The 17,588-nt window shown below is 59.6% G+C and carries 16 protein-coding genes and 1 pseudogene; 8 read left to right on the top strand and 9 right to left on the bottom strand.

The window, feature by feature from the left end; all coding sequences use genetic code 11:
- Positions 1–92 precede the first annotated feature (92 nt).
- From BM321_RS10780 to argH, 4 genes are all read right to left on the bottom strand, one after another.
- The gene (locus BM321_RS10780; RefSeq protein WP_092442492.1) at positions 93–917 is read right to left on the bottom strand and encodes an ABC transporter substrate-binding protein; all 825 of its coding nucleotides are present in this window, start codon (positions 915–917) and stop codon (positions 93–95) included.
- Between the two features lie 39 nt (positions 918–956).
- Positions 957–1,721: an amino acid ABC transporter ATP-binding protein gene (locus BM321_RS10775; RefSeq protein WP_072394591.1), complete on the bottom strand. Its 765-nt coding sequence runs from the start codon at positions 1,719–1,721 to the stop codon at positions 957–959.
- Between the two features lie 10 nt (positions 1,722–1,731).
- Positions 1,732–2,610, bottom strand: coding sequence for an amino acid ABC transporter permease (locus tag BM321_RS10770; RefSeq protein ID WP_092325990.1), 879 nt, complete (start codon positions 2,608–2,610; stop codon positions 1,732–1,734).
- A gap of 72 nt (positions 2,611–2,682) precedes the next feature.
- Positions 2,683–4,110 (bottom strand): argininosuccinate lyase, encoded by a 1,428-nt coding sequence (gene argH, locus BM321_RS10765; RefSeq protein ID WP_092442491.1) that lies wholly within the window; start codon positions 4,108–4,110, stop codon positions 2,683–2,685.
- Between the two features lie 294 nt (positions 4,111–4,404).
- Between argH and BM321_RS10760 the strand changes: the two genes are divergently transcribed.
- Complete coding sequence (locus BM321_RS10760) at positions 4,405–5,370, top strand: LysR family transcriptional regulator (RefSeq protein ID WP_092442490.1); 966 nt, start codon at positions 4,405–4,407, stop codon at positions 5,368–5,370.
- Between the two features lie 144 nt (positions 5,371–5,514).
- Here the strand turns inward: BM321_RS10760 and BM321_RS10755 are convergent, their stop codons facing one another.
- Both BM321_RS10755 and BM321_RS10750 read right to left on the bottom strand, forming a co-directional pair.
- Complete coding sequence (locus BM321_RS10755) at positions 5,515–5,925, bottom strand: YybH family protein (protein WP_092442489.1); 411 nt, start codon at positions 5,923–5,925, stop codon at positions 5,515–5,517.
- Positions 5,926–6,025: 100 nt separating this feature from the next.
- Positions 6,026–6,802: an IclR family transcriptional regulator gene (locus BM321_RS10750; protein WP_092442488.1), complete on the bottom strand. Its 777-nt coding sequence runs from the start codon at positions 6,800–6,802 to the stop codon at positions 6,026–6,028.
- A 164-nt stretch (positions 6,803–6,966) separates the two neighbouring features.
- Between BM321_RS10750 and BM321_RS10745 the strand changes: the two genes are divergently transcribed.
- The 6 genes from BM321_RS10745 to BM321_RS10720 all read left to right on the top strand — a co-directional run bounded on the left by BM321_RS10745 (position 6,967) and on the right by BM321_RS10720 (position 12,476).
- Entirely contained in the window at positions 6,967–7,725 is a 759-nt protein-coding gene (locus BM321_RS10745; RefSeq protein WP_092254690.1) for an ABC transporter substrate-binding protein, read from the top strand.
- Positions 7,726–7,786: 61 nt separating this feature from the next.
- Positions 7,787–8,440, top strand: a complete 654-nt coding sequence (locus BM321_RS10740) for an amino acid ABC transporter permease (RefSeq protein ID WP_092442487.1) — start codon at positions 7,787–7,789, stop codon at positions 8,438–8,440.
- On the top strand, positions 8,440–9,186 hold the full coding sequence (locus BM321_RS10735; RefSeq protein WP_060742895.1) for an amino acid ABC transporter ATP-binding protein: 747 nt from the start codon (positions 8,440–8,442) through the stop codon (positions 9,184–9,186). Before BM321_RS10740 ends, BM321_RS10735 begins: the two co-directional genes overlap by 1 nt.
- The gene (locus BM321_RS10730; protein ID WP_092442486.1) at positions 9,183–10,472 is read left to right on the top strand and encodes an NAD(P)/FAD-dependent oxidoreductase; all 1,290 of its coding nucleotides are present in this window, start codon (positions 9,183–9,185) and stop codon (positions 10,470–10,472) included. Before BM321_RS10735 ends, BM321_RS10730 begins: the two co-directional genes overlap by 4 nt.
- Before the next feature lie 178 nt (positions 10,473–10,650).
- Positions 10,651–12,090, top strand: coding sequence for an ATPase domain-containing protein (locus tag BM321_RS10725; protein WP_092442485.1), 1,440 nt, complete (start codon positions 10,651–10,653; stop codon positions 12,088–12,090).
- A gap of 23 nt (positions 12,091–12,113) precedes the next feature.
- The gene (locus BM321_RS10720; RefSeq protein ID WP_092442484.1) at positions 12,114–12,476 is read left to right on the top strand and encodes a response regulator; all 363 of its coding nucleotides are present in this window, start codon (positions 12,114–12,116) and stop codon (positions 12,474–12,476) included.
- A 76-nt stretch (positions 12,477–12,552) separates the two neighbouring features.
- Here BM321_RS10720 and BM321_RS10715 read toward each other — a convergent pair whose 3' ends face one another.
- Positions 12,553–13,446, bottom strand: coding sequence for a LysR family transcriptional regulator (locus tag BM321_RS10715; RefSeq protein WP_092326004.1), 894 nt, complete (start codon positions 13,444–13,446; stop codon positions 12,553–12,555).
- 94 nt (positions 13,447–13,540) lie between these two features.
- Between BM321_RS10715 and BM321_RS10710 the strand changes: the two genes are divergently transcribed.
- Entirely contained in the window at positions 13,541–14,707 is a 1,167-nt protein-coding gene (locus BM321_RS10710) for an MFS transporter (RefSeq protein ID WP_092442483.1), read from the top strand.
- 29 nt (positions 14,708–14,736) lie between these two features.
- Here BM321_RS10710 and BM321_RS10705 read toward each other — a convergent pair.
- Together BM321_RS10705 and BM321_RS10700 are read right to left on the bottom strand one after the other, a co-directional pair.
- A pseudogene (locus tag BM321_RS10705) lies at positions 14,737–14,907 on the bottom strand (helix-turn-helix domain-containing protein); the annotation flags it as partial.
- Positions 14,908–15,177: 270 nt separating this feature from the next.
- Positions 15,178–17,388 carry a TonB-dependent siderophore receptor gene (locus BM321_RS10700; RefSeq protein ID WP_092442482.1) on the bottom strand — a complete coding sequence of 737 codons (2,211 nt, stop codon included), beginning with the start codon at positions 17,386–17,388 and terminating at the stop codon, positions 15,178–15,180.
- Positions 17,389–17,588 lie beyond the last annotated feature (200 nt).

Genomic DNA, 17,588 nt, shown 5'->3' with positions numbered 1-17,588 from the left:
CTTGCTCGCAATGGCGTCGAGTCAGGCAACATTGACGTTGAACCACTCGCGAGCAAGCCCGTTGCCACATCGCAATCGAATGGCCTGTAGGATCACCTTCCGGCGTTGATGGTCGCGGTCTTGAGTGCCCCCAGTTCCAGATCCCATTTCTTCAGGATCGCCTGGTAGCTGCCGTCATCGATCATGCTTTGCAGCGCGACCTTCACCGCTTCACTGAGCTCAGGCTTCTTCTTGCTCACGCCCATGCCGGTGTACTGCTCGGAGATCGGCAGGCCCACGGTCTTGTACATGTCCTTTTCCTGGGTCTTGAGGTAAGGCAGGGTTTCGCTGCCCTGCATGGCTGCGTCGATGCGGCTCTGGCGCAGTTGCGCCCGGGCATCGGCCGAGCCTTCGGTGCCGACCACGTTGATCCCCGGCTTGCCGGCGGCCTCACAGTTGGCCTTGCTCCACTTGGCGATTTCCTTTGGGAAGGTGGTGCGGCGGCTGGTGCCGACTTTCTTGCCGCAAAGGTCGAGAGTCTCGTTGATGTCCTTGTTTTTCTGCAGGGTGTAGAACTGCGGACCACTGGTGAAGTAGTCGATGAAGGTCACGCTGGCCTGACGTTCGGCGGTGTCGGTCATGCCCGACAGCACCATGTCCACGCGGTCGGTGGTCAGGGCGTTGATCATTTGTTCGAAGCCGGTTTCCTGCCATTTGATCTTCACACCCAGGCGCTCGGCCAGGGCATTACCCAGGTCATAGTCAAAGCCGGTGAGGGTGTTGGTGGCCGGGTCCTTGAAGTCCATCGGCGGGTAGTTCGGCATGATCGCCACGACGATTTCGCCCTTGGCCTTGATGCTTGCCGGCAGTTCGGCCGCGAAGGTGAGGCTGGATGCCATGACGCTTGCGAGTACTGCGGGAATAAAAAAGTTCTTCATGGTCGTTCTCTTATGAGTGTTGTGAGCGTCAACGGACGCTTAGGTTCGAACGGCAGAAATGAAGCTTTGGGTGCGAGGGTTTTGCGGACTTATTAGTATTTCTTCGGGGCTTCCAGCCTCCACGATCTGCCCGCCGTCCATGAACACCATGCGATTGGAAACTTCGCGAGCGAAGCCCAGTTCATGGGTGACGACGATCATGGTCATGCCGGTCTGCGCAAGATCGCGCATCACCGACAGCACCTCACCGACCAGTTCCGGGTCGAGTGCCGAAGTGGGTTCATCGAACAGCATCAGCTTGGGGCGCATGGCCAATGCACGAGCGATGGCCACGCGTTGCTGCTGGCCGCCCGAAAGCTCGATCGGGTAGCTGTTGCACTTGTCCGCCAGGCCAACACGGGCGAGCAGTTCCAGGGCCTCCTCATTCGCCTCTTTGGGGGAGCGCTTGAGCACCTGGCACGGTCCTTCGATGATGTTCTGCAACACGGTCATGTGGGGGAACAGGTTGAACCGTTGAAACACCATGCCGGTGGACAGCCGCTGGCGGGCGATCTGGGTTTCGTTGAGTTCGTGCAGCTTGTTGCCGACGATCCGGTAACCCACCAGTTCGCCGTCGACCCACAGGCCGCCCTTGTCGATTTTTTCCAACTGGTTGACGCAGCGCAGCAAGGTGCTTTTTCCCGAGCCGGACGGGCCGATGATGCACAGCACTTCGCCTTGCTCGACTTCGATGTTGATGTCCTTGAGCGCGTGGAACTGGTCGTAATATTTATTCAGGCTCACGGCCTTGACGATGCTTCTCATGGGGAACTCCTCAGGAACGCTTGCCGGCGCCGCGGGCGAAACGACGCTCCAGGCGACTCTGACCAAAGGACAGGACGGTGACGGTGGCCAGGTACCAGATGCCGGCGACGATCAGCAGCTCCATCACGCGGGCGTTGGCGTAGTAGATGTTCTGGGCGTTGTAGAGCAGTTCCGAGTATTGGATGACGCTCGCCAGCGAGGTCATCTTCACCATGCCGATGAACTCGTTGCCGACCGGCGGAATAATGATCCGCATGGCCTGGGGCAGGATGATCCGGCGCAGCGCTTGCAGGCGTGGCATGCCGATCGATTTGGCAGCCTCGTATTGCCCGGTGTCCACCGAGAGCAGGCCGGCGCGCACCACTTCGGCGGTGTAGGCGCCCTGGTTGATGCTCAAGCCCAGCAAGGCCGCCGCGAATGGGGTCATCAGGCTCACGGTGTCCATTTCGAACAGGCCGGGAATGCCGATGGTGGGGAAGATCAGCGCCAGGTTGAACCACAGGAGCAGTTGCAGGATCAGCGGCGTGCCGCGAAACAGCCAGGTATAGGTCACGGCCACATAGCGCAGGATCGGGTTGGCCGACATGCGCATGATCGCAGTGATCACGCCGAACACAATGCCCAGCGCCATGGCCAATACGGCCATGACGATGGTGTTGAGCAAGCCCCACATGATCGCCTCGGAGGTCAGGAACTGGCCGATGTACGACCATTCGATCTTGCCTTCGGCGAAGGCACGCACCAGGCCAATAAGGGCGATGACGATCAGCGTGGCGAAGAAGATCCGCCCGTAGTAGCGCCGGGGCACATGATCGTACTGGGTAATGTCGAACTGGTTTTCCGCCAGCTTGCGCTCCGCCTGGAGTCGTTCTGCCTGTGTCTGGCTCATGTTGTTTCTCCGTACTCGGTTTCGGCGCTATCGCTGTGGGAGCAAGCTCGCTCCCACAGTTCGGTGTGTTGCTCAGAGGCGAAAGCCCTGATAGTCCTCGGTCCATTGCTGCTGGGTGGCGAGGGCGGTTTTCAAGCGTCCGATCTGTTCGCGTACCTGTTGTGGCGCGGTCCCGCCCCAGCCATTGCGCGCAGCGATGGCGGCTTCGAGGGTCAGGCTTTCGCGTACCTCCGGGGTGAGGCGCGGGTCGATTTCCGCCAGCAGAGCGGGGGAGGCCTCCCACAGTTCGATGTCGTGTTTCTCGCACGCCTGGACCAACGCACCGGTGATTTCGTGAGCTTCCTTGAACGGCACGCCGCGCACCGCCAGCCAATCGGCAACTTCGGTGGCGAGGGTGAAGCCCAGCGGTGCCTGGCGGCGCAATTCCTCGACGTTGACTTTCATGGTCGCCACCATGCCCGCCATGGCGGGCAGCACCAGTAGCAGCGTGTCGACGCTGTCGAGCACACCGTGCTTGTCTTCGCTCAAGTCACGGTTGTAGGACAGTGGCAAGGATTTAAGCGTGGAGAGCAGGCCGGTCAGGTTGCCGATCAGGCGGCCGGCCTTGCCTCGCGCCAGTTCGGCGATGTCCGGGTTCTTCTTCTGCGGCATGATCGAGCTGCCGGTGGCGTAGGCATCGTCCAGTGCGACCCAGCGAAATTGCCGCGACGACCACAGGCAGAACTCTTCGGCAAGGCGCGAGATATTGATGCCGAGCATGCTGGCGATGAACAGGAACTCGGCGACGTGATCGCGGCTGGCCACGGCGTCGATGGAGTTTTCGCAGACGCCGCTATAGCCCATTTCCTTTGCCGATTGCTGAGGTAGGCGAGCGATCGCCGAGCCCGCCATGGCCGCCGCACCGAGTGGCGACAGCGAGGTGCGTGCGTCCCAGTCCACCAACCGCTGTACGTCGCGTAGCATCGACTGGGCGTGGGCCAGCAGGTGGTGGGCGAACACGATCGGTTGCGCCTGCTGCAGATGGGTGAAGCCGGGGCAGATGCTTTCGATGTGTTGCTCGGCCTGTTCCACCAGCGCCTGCTGCAGGCCCAATACTTCAACGGCCACGGTGCGTACGTGGTCACGCAGGAACAGCCGCAGGTCGTTGGCGGTCTGGTCGTTGCGCGAGCGGCCGGCCCGCAGCTTGCCACCCAGGGCGCCAAGCCGTTCGGTCAGCAGGCGCTCGATGAACGTGTGGACGTCTTCATCCTCCGGGGTCGGGGCGATGCTCCCGGCGTGATAGTCCGCGCCGATGCGTTCCAGGGCGTCGAGCATGGTCTGGGTTTCTTGTTCGCTCAGCAGTCCGGCGCGCTGCAATTCCCGGGCATGGGCCTTGGAGCCGGCGAGGTCGTACGGGGTGAGCCGGAAGTAGCGCTCGGGGCAACGGGACAGGGCCGCCAAGGCTTTGGAAGGGCCGCATTTGAAGCGAGCACCCCAGAGTCGGTCGGTGGTTTGAGACATTGTTGTTTTCCTCGTCGGTTACGCGAACTGAAACGGGTACTCCAGGCCACGGCGTCGCTACGAAATCAGCGAGCGCAGTCAGGCCAGAGCAGTTTTCAAGAGGGCAGTTGCATCGGTTCGAGCGCTGATCGAGCGGTCAGCTTTTTATGTTTCGCGACCAGCGTTTTGGCGCTGATGTTCGGAATTTATTGTCGGTTGCCAAGCTTGGTTTTCTGTGTTCATTATTATTGGGCCGGCTTGTTTTTGTTGTTGGGCACAGGTTGTTGAATAGAGCGCCAGAGGTAAATAAGCATTATGGAAACCCCACTTTCCAATTCCGGAAACCCGCCGCCAAGAACCCCGCAAAGGGCACCGTTGGCCCTCAGCGGGCTGGACTTCAAATTGCTCAAAGTGTTCAAGGCCGTGGTCGAGGCGGGAGGCTTTAGTGCCGCACAGAATGAGCTGAATGTGGGGCTGGCAGCCATCAGCAAACAGATTTCCGACTTGGAAATCCGTATCGGTATGCGCCTTTGCACGCGGGGGCGAGAGGGCTTTCACCTGACGGAAGAAGGGCGTCTGGTGTATCAGGCGTCGATAGACTTATTTGCCTCTGTCGACAACTTTCGTGATCGCCTTAGTTCCGCGCAAAACGAACTTGTCGGTGATCTTGGTGTGGGGGTTATTGATAATACTATCTCGGATGAAAATTCCCCGTTAGTTGCTGCGCTCAGGCAAATTAATGAACAGTCGCCCAAGGTTCGGTTTCAACTTCAGGCTTCGCAACTCGATGAAGTCGAAAGAGGTGTCGTCGAAGGACGGTTGGCAGCGGGGATCGTACCGATTTATCAAAAGCGCGAAGAGTTCGATTACTACGAACTCTATGAAGAACGTTCGCAGGTCTATTGCGCACTCGGCCATCCGCTGTTCTCCATGGCGGACGCGGACATGGGGGAACATGTGCTCAAGGAATATGAGTGCGTCAACCATCGCTACGCGATTCATCGCGACAAACAGAAATTTGCGCACTACGACCGCTTCTCCGCCTCGGCCTCCCAGGTGGAAGCCGTGGCGTTGCTGATCAAGACGGGGCGTTTCCTCGGGTTCCTGCCCCAGCATTACGCCGCGTCGATGGTGGCGCGGGGAGAGTTGCGCGCAGTGCGTCCGGACCTGATCAGCATCGTCACGCCGTTCAGTCTGATACTGCGTCACAACACTGTGCGCAGCCCCTTGGTCAAGGCCTTTGCCAAGGCGTTGGGGGTGGATCTGAAGGCTCCGCTTTGATGTTTATGGGGTAGTCACTCACGAACCTCGGTGGCAACCGGAATGATAGGTAAGTTGCACCATCAAACCATTGGCACTGTTCTCGTTCATACACCGCGATCTGTTCCGGCGTGTTCCGTTGGAAGGGCACCCCGTTGAACTATCCTAGGGCTCAATCATCCCGTCCAGTAACGTCGTACCGTAGGAGTTGTCCACTACGCATAGCCACTTTTCCGAGATCTGCCGAAATACATAGGTTGCCCGGCGCACGATTTCAGTTTTCGCACCGGATCTATCGGTGGCCTGCAGCAGGGTCTCCATTATGACAAGCGCTACATCACCGCCGGATATGACCTGCATGTCCCCCTGGGTGACGACTATGCTGTGATTGAAGTGCTCGGCAATGGCAACAAACGCTCGGCGGATGCTGTCTTTGCCTGAGACTGTCAGCCCAGGCTTGACGACGAGGCTGGCATCATCTGCATAAAATTTCATCAACTCGTCGAAGTTTTCGGCCGTGATGGCCCGGTCAGCGGCTTCGATAGTCTCTTTGAGGGTTCGAGTCAGTGCGTCCATTCCTGTTCTCCTGATTAAGCCGCCACCGATTCGATAACAATAGACCCATCCCGCTGGCTTTTTGCGTTGGAGCGGGTCGATATGTCCACGAAAAAGCCCGCTAAAGGGTTCGTATTGACGAGCGAATCGCCCGTGCACATTCGATCACCGCCGGCGCCAGCTTGCGCTCGGCTTCCTCCATGCTCCAGCGACTGGTGGGTACCACCACATGCACGGCGGCGACCGGCAGGCCCTGGCTGCCAATGATCGGCGCGGCAATGGACATGTCGCCCAGGAACAACTCTTCCTTGTTCGTGGCATAGCCCCTGCGCCGTGTGGTCTCGATCTGCTCGATGATGTCGTCGATCTCGGTCAGGGTGTGCTGGGTATGGCGTTTGCGCTCGCTGGCTTGCAGTGCGGCAACGAGTTCGTCGTCGGGCTGGGCACTCAGGAACGCCCGTCCGGAACCGGTGCAGTACATCGGGATCCGGCTGCCGATGGGCATGTGGATGGGGATGAATTTCGGCGCCACGAAGCGTGCCACGTACACCATGTCCAGCCCGTCGGGTTCGGTCAGGTTGGTCGTCTCGCCGGTAGCCTGTGCCAACTCGGCAAGGAATGGATTGGCCACGTCCACCAGTGTGTCGGCGGCCAGGTAGTTGTAGCCGATCTCCATGACCTTCGGGGTCAACTGGAAGCGCTTGGTCTGCGGATGCTTGCGCACATAACCCAGCTCTTCGAGCGTATGGATCATGCGTTGCGCCGAGCTTTTGTTGATGTCTGCAGCTTGGGCGATATCCGCCAGGTTCATCGTGCGCCGGGCTGCGTTGAACGCCCGCAGCACCGCCAGGCCTTTTTCCAATGACTGATTGAACAGCGGATGAGGGGTATCGCTCATGGAAAATCCTTATATTCCGTGCTTTAGATATCGATATTCGATACTTATAAATCTCTTTACGATTTTTGTAAATCGCTTTACAGTCATTTTGAGCCTCCTGCCATCCATATGGGGCAACCCTTACCGGACTTAAGACAATAAAAGCGTCCAATGGGAGATACGCCATGCTTACTCGCTTTCGTGCACTCACGTTCGTTGTTGCCCTGGCTGCCGGCATCGCTTCAGCCAACGCCGTCGCCGAGCCTGTCTACAAGGTCGGTGCAACCGCAACGGGGATTCCCTTCACCTTTCTCGACGTCAAGAGCCAGAGTATCCAGGGCATGATGATCGACGCCGCGCAGGCGGTGGCCAAGGCGGGTGGCTTCGAGGTGGAGATCCAGCAGACCACCTTCGCTTCGCTGATCCCGTCACTGACGTCAAACAAGATCGACCTGATTTCTGCCGCCATGCTCCGGACGCCGGCGCGGGAAAAGGTGGTGCAGTATTCCGATCCGGTCTTCACCTATGGCGAGGGGCTGATCGTCAAGGCCGACGACCCGACCGCGTACACCCGCATGGAGGATTTTGCCGGCGAAGTTGTCGGCGCCCAGGTCGGCACCGTGTTCATCGATGAGTTGAACAAGCGTGGTGTCTTCAAGGAAGTCCGTGGCTATGACTCGATCCCCGATCTGATGCGCGACCTGGCCCTCGGCCGTATCAAGGCGGGTTTCGCCGATCGCCCGATCGTCGCCTATCAATTGGCCCAGGGCACCCAGAACAAGGTGCACCTGGTACAGAGCTATCAGCCGGTGGTGATGGGGGACGTTTGTCTGATCGTGCGCAAGGGTGACAACGCCACACTGGAGCAGGTCAACAAAGGCATCGCCGCGATCAAGGCTGATGGTTCCCTCGAACGGATCATCGAGAAGTGGAAACTCAACTGATGGTTTTGTCGACCGCCTGCAGTGGCGGGCGGGTCCACTCATTGTTCCGTGGGTAGCTTTTATGATTCTCCAGAATGCGTTGGACTTCCTCCCTATCTTGCTCAAAGGGGCGGTGGTCACTCTTCAAGTGACGGCCGGATCGTTTGTACTCAGCTCGCTGATCGGCCTGCTCCTGGCCCTGATGATGGTCTCGAAAATACGTGCGGTCGCGTTGTTCGCCATCAGTGTGGTGAACATCATCCGGGGGCTGCCGATCATTGTGCAGCTGTTTTATATCTATTTCGTCCTGCCGGAATTCGGCATTCAACTGACGGCCATGCAGGCCGGTGTCATTGGCCTGGGAATCGCTTATTCGGCCTATCAGGCGGAGAACTTCCGGGCCGGTATCCAGGCGATCCAGCAAGGGCAGATCGAGGCGGCGGAGTCCTTGGGGATGCGCGGTGCGATGGTGATGCGGAGGGTGGTGCTGCCCCAGGCATTCCGCATCGCCTTGCCGCCTTACGGCAACACCCTGGTCATGATGCTCAAGGACTCGTCGCTGGTCTCCACCATCACCGTGGCCGAGATGACTCGCGCGGGGCAACTGATCGCCTCTTCGACCTTCGAGAACATGACGGTCTACACCCTGGTGGCATTGCTCTACCTGGCGATGAGCCTGCCGCTGTCCTTTGCGCTGCGTCGTCTGGAAGCACGCTTCAGCACCCGGAGAACGTGATGATCGAGATCAAGGGCATTCACAAGCGTTACGGCAGCGTGCCGGTCCTCGAAGGCATCGATTTACAGGTCAAGAGCGGTGAAGTGGTGTGCCTGATTGGCCCTTCGGGGTCGGGGAAGTCCACGTTGCTGCGTTGTATCAACGGCTTGGAAAGTTATGACCAGGGCGAGGTCCTGGTCGGCGATGAACGTGTCGACCGCAATGCCAGGAACATCCACGACATTCGCACTCGGGTGGCGATGGTCTTTCAGCGCTTCAATCTGTTCCCGCACCGCACGGCCCTGGAAAATGTCATGGAGGGGCCGATCTACGTAAAGAAGGAGAACCCTCAGGCGGCGCGCAAGAATGCCGAGGCGTTGATGGAAAAGGTCGGTTTGTCCCATCGGATGAATGCCTACCCGGACGAACTGTCCGGGGGGCAGCAGCAACGTGTCGCCATTGCCCGGGCGTTGGCGATGAACCCCCAGGCGATCCTCTTCGACGAACCGACCTCGGCGCTCGATCCGGAGTTGGTCGGCGAAGTGTTGGCGGTGATGCGCAATCTGGCCAACGAGGGCATGACCATGATCGTGGTGACCCACGAAATGGCCTTCGCTCGAGACGTCGCCGACAAGGTCTGTTTCCTTCACAGTGGCAAGATCGTCGAGTCAGGACCTGCCGGGGAAGTACTGAGTACGCCGACGCATCCTCGCACACAGGACTTTCTTCGCCGACTGCTCAACCACAGCGGGGAGGTGCCGGCATGAATGCACCTTTCGCCCCGCAACTGCCGGCCTCGCTCTGGGCCGCGACGGCCACACCGGCGGTGCAAACGCCGGCCTTGGCCGAAGACAAGCAAGTGGATGTGGCCATCGTGGGGGCTGGCTATACCGGTTTGGTGACGGCTTTACGCTTGGCCGAAGCGGGTGTCAGCGTCTGTGTGCTGGATACCGGGGAGCCAGGCTGGGGCGCCTCGGGGCGCAACGGCGGGCAGGTGATTCCCGGGCTGAAGTTCGACCCGGATCAATTGCTCGCCAAGTTCGGCCCGGCCCGTGCCGAAGCGATGATCGAGGCGGCCGGGTCAGCCGCTGATGAAGTGTTTGCGCTGATTCGCCAGTACGGGATCGAGTGTGATGCCACCCGCAAAGGCTGGATTCAACCGGCCTGTTCGACGACCGCGATGAGGACCATCGAGCAACGCGCCGCGCAATGGCAACGCCGGGGCGTCAAGGTGGAGCTGTTGGACCGGGGCGCGGTCAGCCAACGTATCGGTACCGAGCATTACCTGGGGGGGTGGGTCGATCCGCGGGCCGGCAGCTTGCATCCATTGAGTTACGCCCGTGGCCTGGCGAAGGCCGCAGTGGGGCAGGGCGCAATGATCCACGGCCACAGCCGCGTCACAGGGTTGAAGCAGCAGCGATCAGGCTGGCTGTTGTCCACTGCGCAAGGATTCAAGGTCAGCGCGCAACGGGTGTTATTGGCCACCGATGGCTATACCGATGACTTGTGGCCCGGGTTGCGCCAGACCGTCGTCGCGGCCAACAGCTTCATCATCGCGACCCGTCCGCTCCCGCCAGCGATCCGCAAGACCATCCTGCCTGGTGGCGAGGTCTGTTCGGACTCACGCCGTTTGCTGCTCTACTTCAAGCAAGATGCCCAGGGGCGTTTGCTTCTGGGAGGGCGGGGACCGTTCTCGGAGCCTTCCCGGCAGCGTGACTGGGCGCACCTGGAGCGTTCGCTGGGGGCGCTGTTTCCGCAAGTGGCGGATGTGCCTGTCGAGTACCGCTGGAGTGGTCGGGTCGCCCTGACGCAAAGCTTTCTTCCCCATGTGCACGATCCGGCACCGGGGCTGTCAGTCTTGCTCGGCTACAACGGCCGCGGCATCGCCCTGTCCACCGCGTTGGGCAAGCATCTGGCCGCGAAGCTTTCAGGGGCGACGCAGGACTTCCCGTTCCCGGCCATGCCACTGCGGCGAATTCCGTTTCATGCGTTGCAGCGGCTTTATCTTGCTGCCGGGATCAGCTATTACCGGGTATTGGATGCCTTGTTTTGAGCGCTTATTGAAGACGCCGCGGGCACCGGTTGGGCGGTGTCGGTGGCGTCGTATCGGCCCAAGGCGAGCGACCTCCAGGCCAACTTTCCCTCCAGTCTGAATGGCTCCGAAGTGGAAATGGCGTTAGCATCCCCTCCATTGGGCTTAAACAGCCTGTTTTTCAGATCAGGGTCGCATTGTGGAAAAGCTAAAACGCCTTCAAAGCGGAATCGAAGGACTCGACGCGCTGCTCCAGGGAGGGCTGGTCGCGGGTGCTTCATACATAATCCAAGGACGCCCAGGTTCAGGCAAGACTATCCTCGCGAACCAACTTGGATTCCATCATGCCCGCAGTGGCGGTCGTGTTTTAGTCGCCACGCTGCTGGCCGAATCACATGATCGACTTTTCCAGTTTCTGTCTACGCTGAGCTTTTTCGACTCAGCCAAAGTCGGCGCTGAAATCCAATTTGTCAGCGCATTCGACACATTGGAAAACGAAGGCCTGGATGAGGTCGTGAAACTGCTTCGGCGCGAGATCAGTCGGCAAAAGGCTACCGTGATGGTGGTCGATGGTCTGCTCAATGCGCGCTCCAAGGCCGACTCGCCCATCGACACCAAGAAATTCATCTCGGAGTTGCAGGGACACGCCGCTTTCGCCGGTTGCACCGTGTTGTTCCTCACCAGTTCGCGGCTCGACGACGGTAGCCCCGAGCACACGATGGTGGACGGTGTCATCGAAATGGGAGAAGAGCTGTTCGGGACGCGTTCGGTACGGCGCATTCAGCTGCGCAAGACCCGCGGCAGCAGTGCGTTGACCGGTCTTCACGAATGCGAAATCAACGACGACGGCCTGGTTGTCTATCCGCGCCTGGAAAGCCTCTACAGCCGTCCTTCCGCCCCCGACAGCGCCGACATGACGCGTATTGCCAGCGGGATCGATTCCCTGGATGACATATTGGGCGGAGGCTTGCACAGCTCCAGCGTGTCCCTGGTCATCGGTCCTTCCGGGATTGGTAAAACGACGCTGGGTCTCAAATTCCTCGCCAAGTCGACGGCAGATGCCCCTGGCTTGCATTTTGGATTCTATGAAAGCCCGCAGCGGCTGCGCCTCAAAGGCCTCTCCCTGGGCATCGATATCGAAGACATGGAAAAAAGCGGTGCGTTGAGCATTGCCTGGCAGCCCACCACCGAAGGCTTGCTGGATGGACTCGGCGCACGACTGCTGAAAATCGTTGAGGAAAAGGGTATCAAGCGCCTGTTCATCGATAGCCTGAGCGGCATGACACGGACTTCGACAAATCCCGCGCGGATTACCGATTTCTACAGTGCGCTGATGAACGAGCTGCGGTCCCGGGGAGTTACGGTGTTCGCCTCCTGGGAAATGCGAGATCTATTCGGTTCCGAGGTCAGTTCACCGAACTCGGACCTGTCCAGCATCGTTGATAACCTGATGCTCATGCGCTTCCTTGAGAATGGCTCTGAACTAAGAAGGACGCTCTCCATTCTTAAGGTACGAGACAGCGCTTATGATCCCTCGCGATTCGAGGTGGTCATCCGGGATCAAGATGTTTTCCTTGAAAAGGCTTTGAAAAATGAACCTTCAGTCGCAGCTGAGTCATTGCCTGGTTCAATTTCATAAGTCTTTGAGCGGGTTGAATTAACATGACCACCATCCTGGTCGTCGACGACGAGTATTTGATCGCTGACATCCTCGGTTTTGCGCTAGAGGACGAGGGCTTCATGGTCGTAAAAGCCAGCAATGGTCAAAAGGGACTCGAAGTGCTGGAAAGAGAACGTCCAGCCTTGATCATCACTGACTTCATGATGCCGGTCATGGATGGTCTTGAATTCGCCACGGCCGTGCGAGCCTTACCGGCCGTCAAGGGGTTGCCGATCATCTTGATGAGCGGTGCCCAGGCTCACGTGGGCATGAAGCGATCGGATTTGTTTGATGCCGTGCTGCCCAAGCCATTCGACATAGCCTCGATTGTCGCCGAGGTGAAGAGGCTCCTGATGGCAGAGTGATACAGCGTCTAGCGGCGCAGCTTGCCAGATGGAAATATGTGCGTGTGATCGCGGTCGCTTTCGGTGACGCCACCGCTCACATCCGGTGATGTTCCAGCAAGAAATCAACGAACACCCGCACCCGCGCCGGCATTGCCGAGCCCCCTACGAACACCGCATGAATCGGTTCTCGGTCGCCTGGGTTCCAGGCTTCCAACAGCGGTATCAGGTCACCGCGCTGCAGATCCTCGCTCACGGTGAATTCGCCGATACGGGCAATGCCGGCACCCACTCGCGCGAATTGTGCCAGCGCTTCACCACTGCTGCATTCGATGTTGCCGCTGACCTTCAGGGAAAATTCCCTTGCGTCGCGGATGAACGGCCAGTTGGGTTCTGCACGCCGGAAGTTGAAGCGCAGGCAGTTGTGTCGTAGCAGGTCTTCCGGCTCCTGGGGGATGCCGTGGCGCTGCAGGTACTCGGGCGATGCCACCACGACCTGGCCGGTGTCGCCGATCCTGCGCGCGGTCAGCGGGCTGTCCGGCAGATGGCCGAAGCGTACCGCCACGTCGGCCTGGCCGCCGAGAATATCGACGACTTCGTCGCCGAGGGTGAGGTCGACGACGATGTTCGGGTAGCGGGCGCTGAATGCTGCCACCAAAGGAACGATGGCCTGCCGCCCGTGGCCAAGGGCGGCGCTGACCCGCAATCGGCCCCTGGGTACGCCCTGGTCGGCGATGGCTTCTTCGACCTCGTCCATGTCGGCCAGGATACGCCGGGCGCCGCGCAGGAAAGCCTCGCCCTCGGCGGTGAAGGTGATCGCCCGGGTGGTGCGCAATAGCAGGCGGGTACCCAGGCGTTGTTCGGTACGCGCGATGATCCGACTGACCGCCGAGGGTGTCAGCCCCAATGCTCGCGCGGCGGCTGACAGGCTGCCTTCCTGCGCCACGGTGGCGAACACGCTCATCTCACCTGATCTGCCGTTGAAGTCCATTTGTGCCTCTTGCGCAAAGGTGATTGCCAAAAATCCTATCTACCGCCTGAAAAGCCTGAATCGTAGCATTGACGGCATAGATAAGGAGCCTACCATGCGTATCAATCCACCACTTGTCGCACTCGCCATCGGTGCCTTTGGCATCGGCGTTACCGAGTTCGCCCCCATGGGCATGTTGCCGGGCATCGCTGCGGATCTCGGCGTTTCCATTCCCGCCGCCGGTCTGTTGGTCAGTGCCTACGCCCTGGGCGTACTGCTCGGCGCGCCGCTGATGACCCTGACCACCGGCAGGATCCCCCGGCGCTACCTGCTGATGGGGCTCATGGCGATTTTTACCCTGGGTAATCTGATGTCGGCCCTGGCGACCGATTACTACAGCCTCATGGTCGCCAGGGTGGTGACCTCACTGAACCACGGTGCGTTCTTTGGCGTTGGCTCCATCGTCGCCGCCAGCGTGGTCGCCCCGGACAAGCGTGCCGGGGCGGTTGCGGCGATGTTCATGGGCCTGACCCTGGCGACCATCGGCGGCGTGCCGCTGGCCGCCTGGTTCGGCGAACTGTTCGGCTGGCGCACGGCATTCTGGGGTATCACCGGGCTCGGCGGGGTGACCATGGCCGCGCTGTGGTTCGCCTTGCCCAACCTGAAAATGTCGCAAGGCGTCGGTGTGCTGGCTGAAATCCGGGTACTGGGCCGTGGCCCGGTGCTGGGAGCGTTGGCCCTGACCGTCGTCGGCTCGGGTGCAATGTTTACCGTCTTCACTTACATCGCGCCGATCCTCAGCAACGAGACCCACGGATCCACCGCTTACATCACCGCCATGCTGGTGCTGTTCGGTGTGGGGTTGACGCTGGGCAACATGTGGGGTGGCAAGGCCGCCGACCGCTCGATAGACCGCACCCTGATCGTTTCGCTGAGCGTGCTGATTCTCGTCTTGCTGGCGTTCACCGTCCTGATGCGTTGGCCACTGCCGGCCGCCGTGGCCATCTTGATATGGGGCATCGCCAGCTTCGCCCTGGTGCCGCCGCTACAGATGCGCGTCATGGAAGCCGCCAAGGACGCGCCCAATCTGGCCTCGGCGGTGAACATCGGTGCCTTCAACCTCGGCAACGCGATAGGTGCGGCGCTGGGCGGAGCGGTGATCAATGCCGGGCTGGGTTATCCGGCGATTTCCCTGGCCGGAGCGGCCATGGCGGGGCTGGGGCTGCTGATGGTGCTGGTTTTTGCCTGGCGTTCCAGAGCGGCTGCAACGGCGGTTGCGTGACCATGATGTGGCTATCTCTCGCCCCCGGCTCACTGCCGTAGCGTGGTATTGCGCAGATAACGTGCCGGTGAGGTGCCCAAGGTCTTGCGAAACATGGTGATGAACGAGCTGACTGACTCGTAGCCGAGCGCTTCAGCGGTTCTCTGCACCGACTGCCCTTCGGCCAGGCTTTGCAACGCGACGATGATCTGCCATTGCTTGCCCAATGCGCACAAACCGGAGCCCGGCGGATTGCTCGATATGCTCATCATCCGGCGATCGGTGCCGCCCATACCCGGCGCACATCATCTAGCAATCTGTTACCAGGACTTGGCTGGGCTGTTGGAGCAATACGCGAACGTTGCGCGTTCCCTTTATTGAGTCAGAACCGCAATCGGAAGGCGGAACGCGCGCAGTAAATGAAAAAAGAGGCCTAGGCCTCTTTTTTCATTTCACGATTTCAGTGCATTGATCCAAGGCTGGATGAATTCTTACCACCTGAAGTTGACGGAGGTCACCAACTCGCGCTCGTCACCGTAGCGGCAGATGGCAAATTCACAGTAGGTGTACTTTTTATTCGTCACGTTATTTGCGTTGAGGGCCACGTCCCAGTTCTTGTCGATCTGGTAGCTGGCCATGGCATCGAACAGGGTATAGGCCGGCATCTGCGAATCGATACCCGAAGCCTGGGTCGTTCCCTGATAGCGAGCACCACCACCGACCTTCAACTGCGGCAAACCGAGCAGGGCGAAGTTGTAGTCGGCCCATAGGGCGGCTTGATGGTAAGGCGTGTCTTCGCTGCGCTGGCCTACTTCGCTCTGGATCGCACTTTTGGTAATGCGTGCATCGGTGTAGGCGTAAGTCGCAATGACAGTCAGTTGAGGCGTGACGTCCGTCTTGGCTTCCAGTTCCAGGCCGCGGGAGCGTTGTTCGCCAATTTGTGAGGCATTGCCGCCGAGGTCAAACTTCAATACGTTTTCTTGGGTCAGTTCATAAACCGCCGCACTCAACAGCGTATTGCTGCCTGGGGGTTGGTAGCGAATGCCGATTTCGTACTGCTTGCCTTCGGTGGGGTCGAAGGTCTGGCCAGGTGCTTCGGACACCGCGACGGGAAAGAATGATTCGCTGTAGCTGATGTACGGCGCCAGGCCATTATCCGCCTGGTACACAAGGCCCGCACGCCAGGTGGTGGCTTCGTTGTCCTGGTTGAGCTTCTGGCCCGTGGCAAACCCCCTTTGATCCTGGTCGGCCCAGTCATGTCGGCCACCGAGCAACAGCAACCAGTGGTCGTCGAACTTGATCTGGTCTTGCAGGTAGATGCCTGTCTGCAGGGTGTCGATCTGCGAACCGCGATCACGACTTGGATCTTTGTTCACAACCACCGGCTGCCCGTAGTTGTAGTCACCGATATTGATAGAGGACGTGTTGGCCCGGAAGTTATGCGAATCGTACGAGGCATCGTACGTATCGGCGCCCACCAGGAAAGTGTTCTCCACCCCCCCGATGTTCCAACGCGTTTCGATATTGGTGTCGCTGGCCAGGGCCCTGGAGCGTTCACGCCGATCGCTGTATTGCCGGCGCAGGATACCGGTAGTGGCGGCGGCATTGATGGCCGCGGCGCTGGTCTGGGCCTGCAGGTATTTCCATTTCACATCCGCTTCGTAATAACGCAGTTTGTTGCTGATGCGGGTGTGTTCGTCGAAACGGTGTTCGAACTCATAGCCGATGGCGGACATCTCGCCATTCATATCGTCGTAGTCAGGCTCGCCGATGAAATCGTGGCGACCGATGGTGAACGGCCCGTTGCCGACACCCTTGACGAGTTGGTAGGGCAGAGGGGCGGAGAAGCGGGTGTCACTTTTTTGATAGAAAGACAGCAAGGTCAGCGACGTATCCTCGTCGGGGCGCCAGGTCAGGGCCGGGGCGATGTAGGTCTTGTCGTCGTTGATGTGGTCCTGTTGGGTGTCACTGTCACGCTGGAGCAGGGTCAGGCGATAGCTGAGGGTCTCGCTGTCGCCCAGGGGGCCGCTGAAGTCCGCGGTCAGTTGCTTGCGATCGTGATTGCCATATTGCAGGCCCAACTCGTGCAACGGTGTCTCGGTCGGGCGCTTGCTGACGCCGTTGACGAAGCCACCCGGTGAAAGCTGCCCGTACAGGACCGAGGCCGCGCCGCGAATCACTTCCACGCGCTCCATGCCGTAGGGTTCCTGGACGCCGTCGTAGGAGTTGTTTTGCAGGCGCAGGCCGTCGCGCAGCGAGCCGCCGGTGGCCGATTCCACGTCGAAACCACGAATGCGGAACCGGTCGGACGTGCGGTTGAAGCTGCTTGGCTGGCTGGTGAAACCCGGTGTGTAGCTCAGGGCGTCAGCCATGGTGTCCGATTTGCGATCGCGCATTTCATCGGCGGTCACCACGGACAACGACTGTGGGGTTTCAGTAATGGCCGCGTTGGTTTTGGTGGCACTGGTATTGCGCAAGGCGACTTTGCCGGTGAGTGGGGCTGTCGGGTTTTCAACGGCGGCGGCATTGATGTTGATTTCGCCCAGTTGAACCGCTGTGCCCTTGTCGGAGTCATCCTGTGCGGCAATCGCCTGCGCTGAAAAAATGCTCCCCAAAGCCAGCGCGAGGGTGCTCAAGTGAAAGGCTGGATGACGTGCGCCGTAACGTTTTTCGCTGCCAACTGTTGTTTTTTTTCCGAGCATCGAGGAAGTCCTTGAGTTTACAGTGTGCTCTTGGGGAGCTGTATGCCCTGATTCTGTTCTACCAGGCAGACTTTCAGGGTAGGTGTCTACTGGCCACATGTTAGCTGTAAATGATAAGGGTTTGCATTAGTATTGTCAGGCTTGTAGGCAATTATTTTAGTTTCGACATATCCTGTCGCCCACTTAATGGCCCCCTGGCT

It is taken from the genome of Pseudomonas sp. NFIX10, from assembly GCF_900111955.1.
Lineage (GTDB): Bacteria > Pseudomonadota > Gammaproteobacteria > Pseudomonadales > Pseudomonadaceae > Aquipseudomonas > Aquipseudomonas fluorescens_AA.
Note: the sequence above shows the minus strand (reverse complement) of the source record. Positions and strands in the feature narration are given on the sequence as shown.

Excerpts from the sequence above, each read along its gene's own strand:
- BM321_RS10730 (WP_092442486.1), top strand. The coding sequence starts at position 9,183 with ATGAATGCACCTTTCGCCCCGCAACTGCCGGCCTCGCTCTGGGCCGCG.
- BM321_RS10735 (WP_060742895.1), top strand. The coding sequence starts at position 8,440 with ATGATCGAGATCAAGGGCATTCACAAGCGTTACGGCAGCGTGCCGGTC.
- BM321_RS10710 (WP_092442483.1), top strand. The coding sequence starts at position 13,541 with ATGCGTATCAATCCACCACTTGTCGCACTCGCCATCGGTGCCTTTGGC.
- BM321_RS10715 (WP_092326004.1), bottom strand. The coding sequence starts at position 13,446 with ATGGACTTCAACGGCAGATCAGGTGAGATGAGCGTGTTCGCCACCGTG.
- argH (WP_092442491.1), bottom strand. The coding sequence starts at position 4,110 with ATGTCTCAAACCACCGACCGACTCTGGGGTGCTCGCTTCAAATGCGGC.
- BM321_RS10700 (WP_092442482.1), bottom strand. The coding sequence starts at position 17,388 with ATGCTCGGAAAAAAAACAACAGTTGGCAGCGAAAAACGTTACGGCGCA.
- BM321_RS10740 (WP_092442487.1), top strand. The coding sequence starts at position 7,787 with ATGATTCTCCAGAATGCGTTGGACTTCCTCCCTATCTTGCTCAAAGGG.
- BM321_RS10750 (WP_092442488.1), bottom strand. The coding sequence starts at position 6,802 with ATGAGCGATACCCCTCATCCGCTGTTCAATCAGTCATTGGAAAAAGGC.
- BM321_RS10775 (WP_072394591.1), bottom strand. The coding sequence starts at position 1,721 with ATGAGAAGCATCGTCAAGGCCGTGAGCCTGAATAAATATTACGACCAG.
- BM321_RS10770 (WP_092325990.1), bottom strand. The coding sequence starts at position 2,610 with ATGAGCCAGACACAGGCAGAACGACTCCAGGCGGAGCGCAAGCTGGCG.
- BM321_RS10760 (WP_092442490.1), top strand. The coding sequence starts at position 4,405 with ATGGAAACCCCACTTTCCAATTCCGGAAACCCGCCGCCAAGAACCCCG.
- BM321_RS10755 (WP_092442489.1), bottom strand. The coding sequence starts at position 5,925 with ATGGACGCACTGACTCGAACCCTCAAAGAGACTATCGAAGCCGCTGAC.
- BM321_RS10780 (WP_092442492.1), bottom strand. The coding sequence starts at position 917 with ATGAAGAACTTTTTTATTCCCGCAGTACTCGCAAGCGTCATGGCATCC.
- BM321_RS10745 (WP_092254690.1), top strand. The coding sequence starts at position 6,967 with ATGCTTACTCGCTTTCGTGCACTCACGTTCGTTGTTGCCCTGGCTGCC.
- BM321_RS10720 (WP_092442484.1), top strand. The coding sequence starts at position 12,114 with ATGACCACCATCCTGGTCGTCGACGACGAGTATTTGATCGCTGACATC.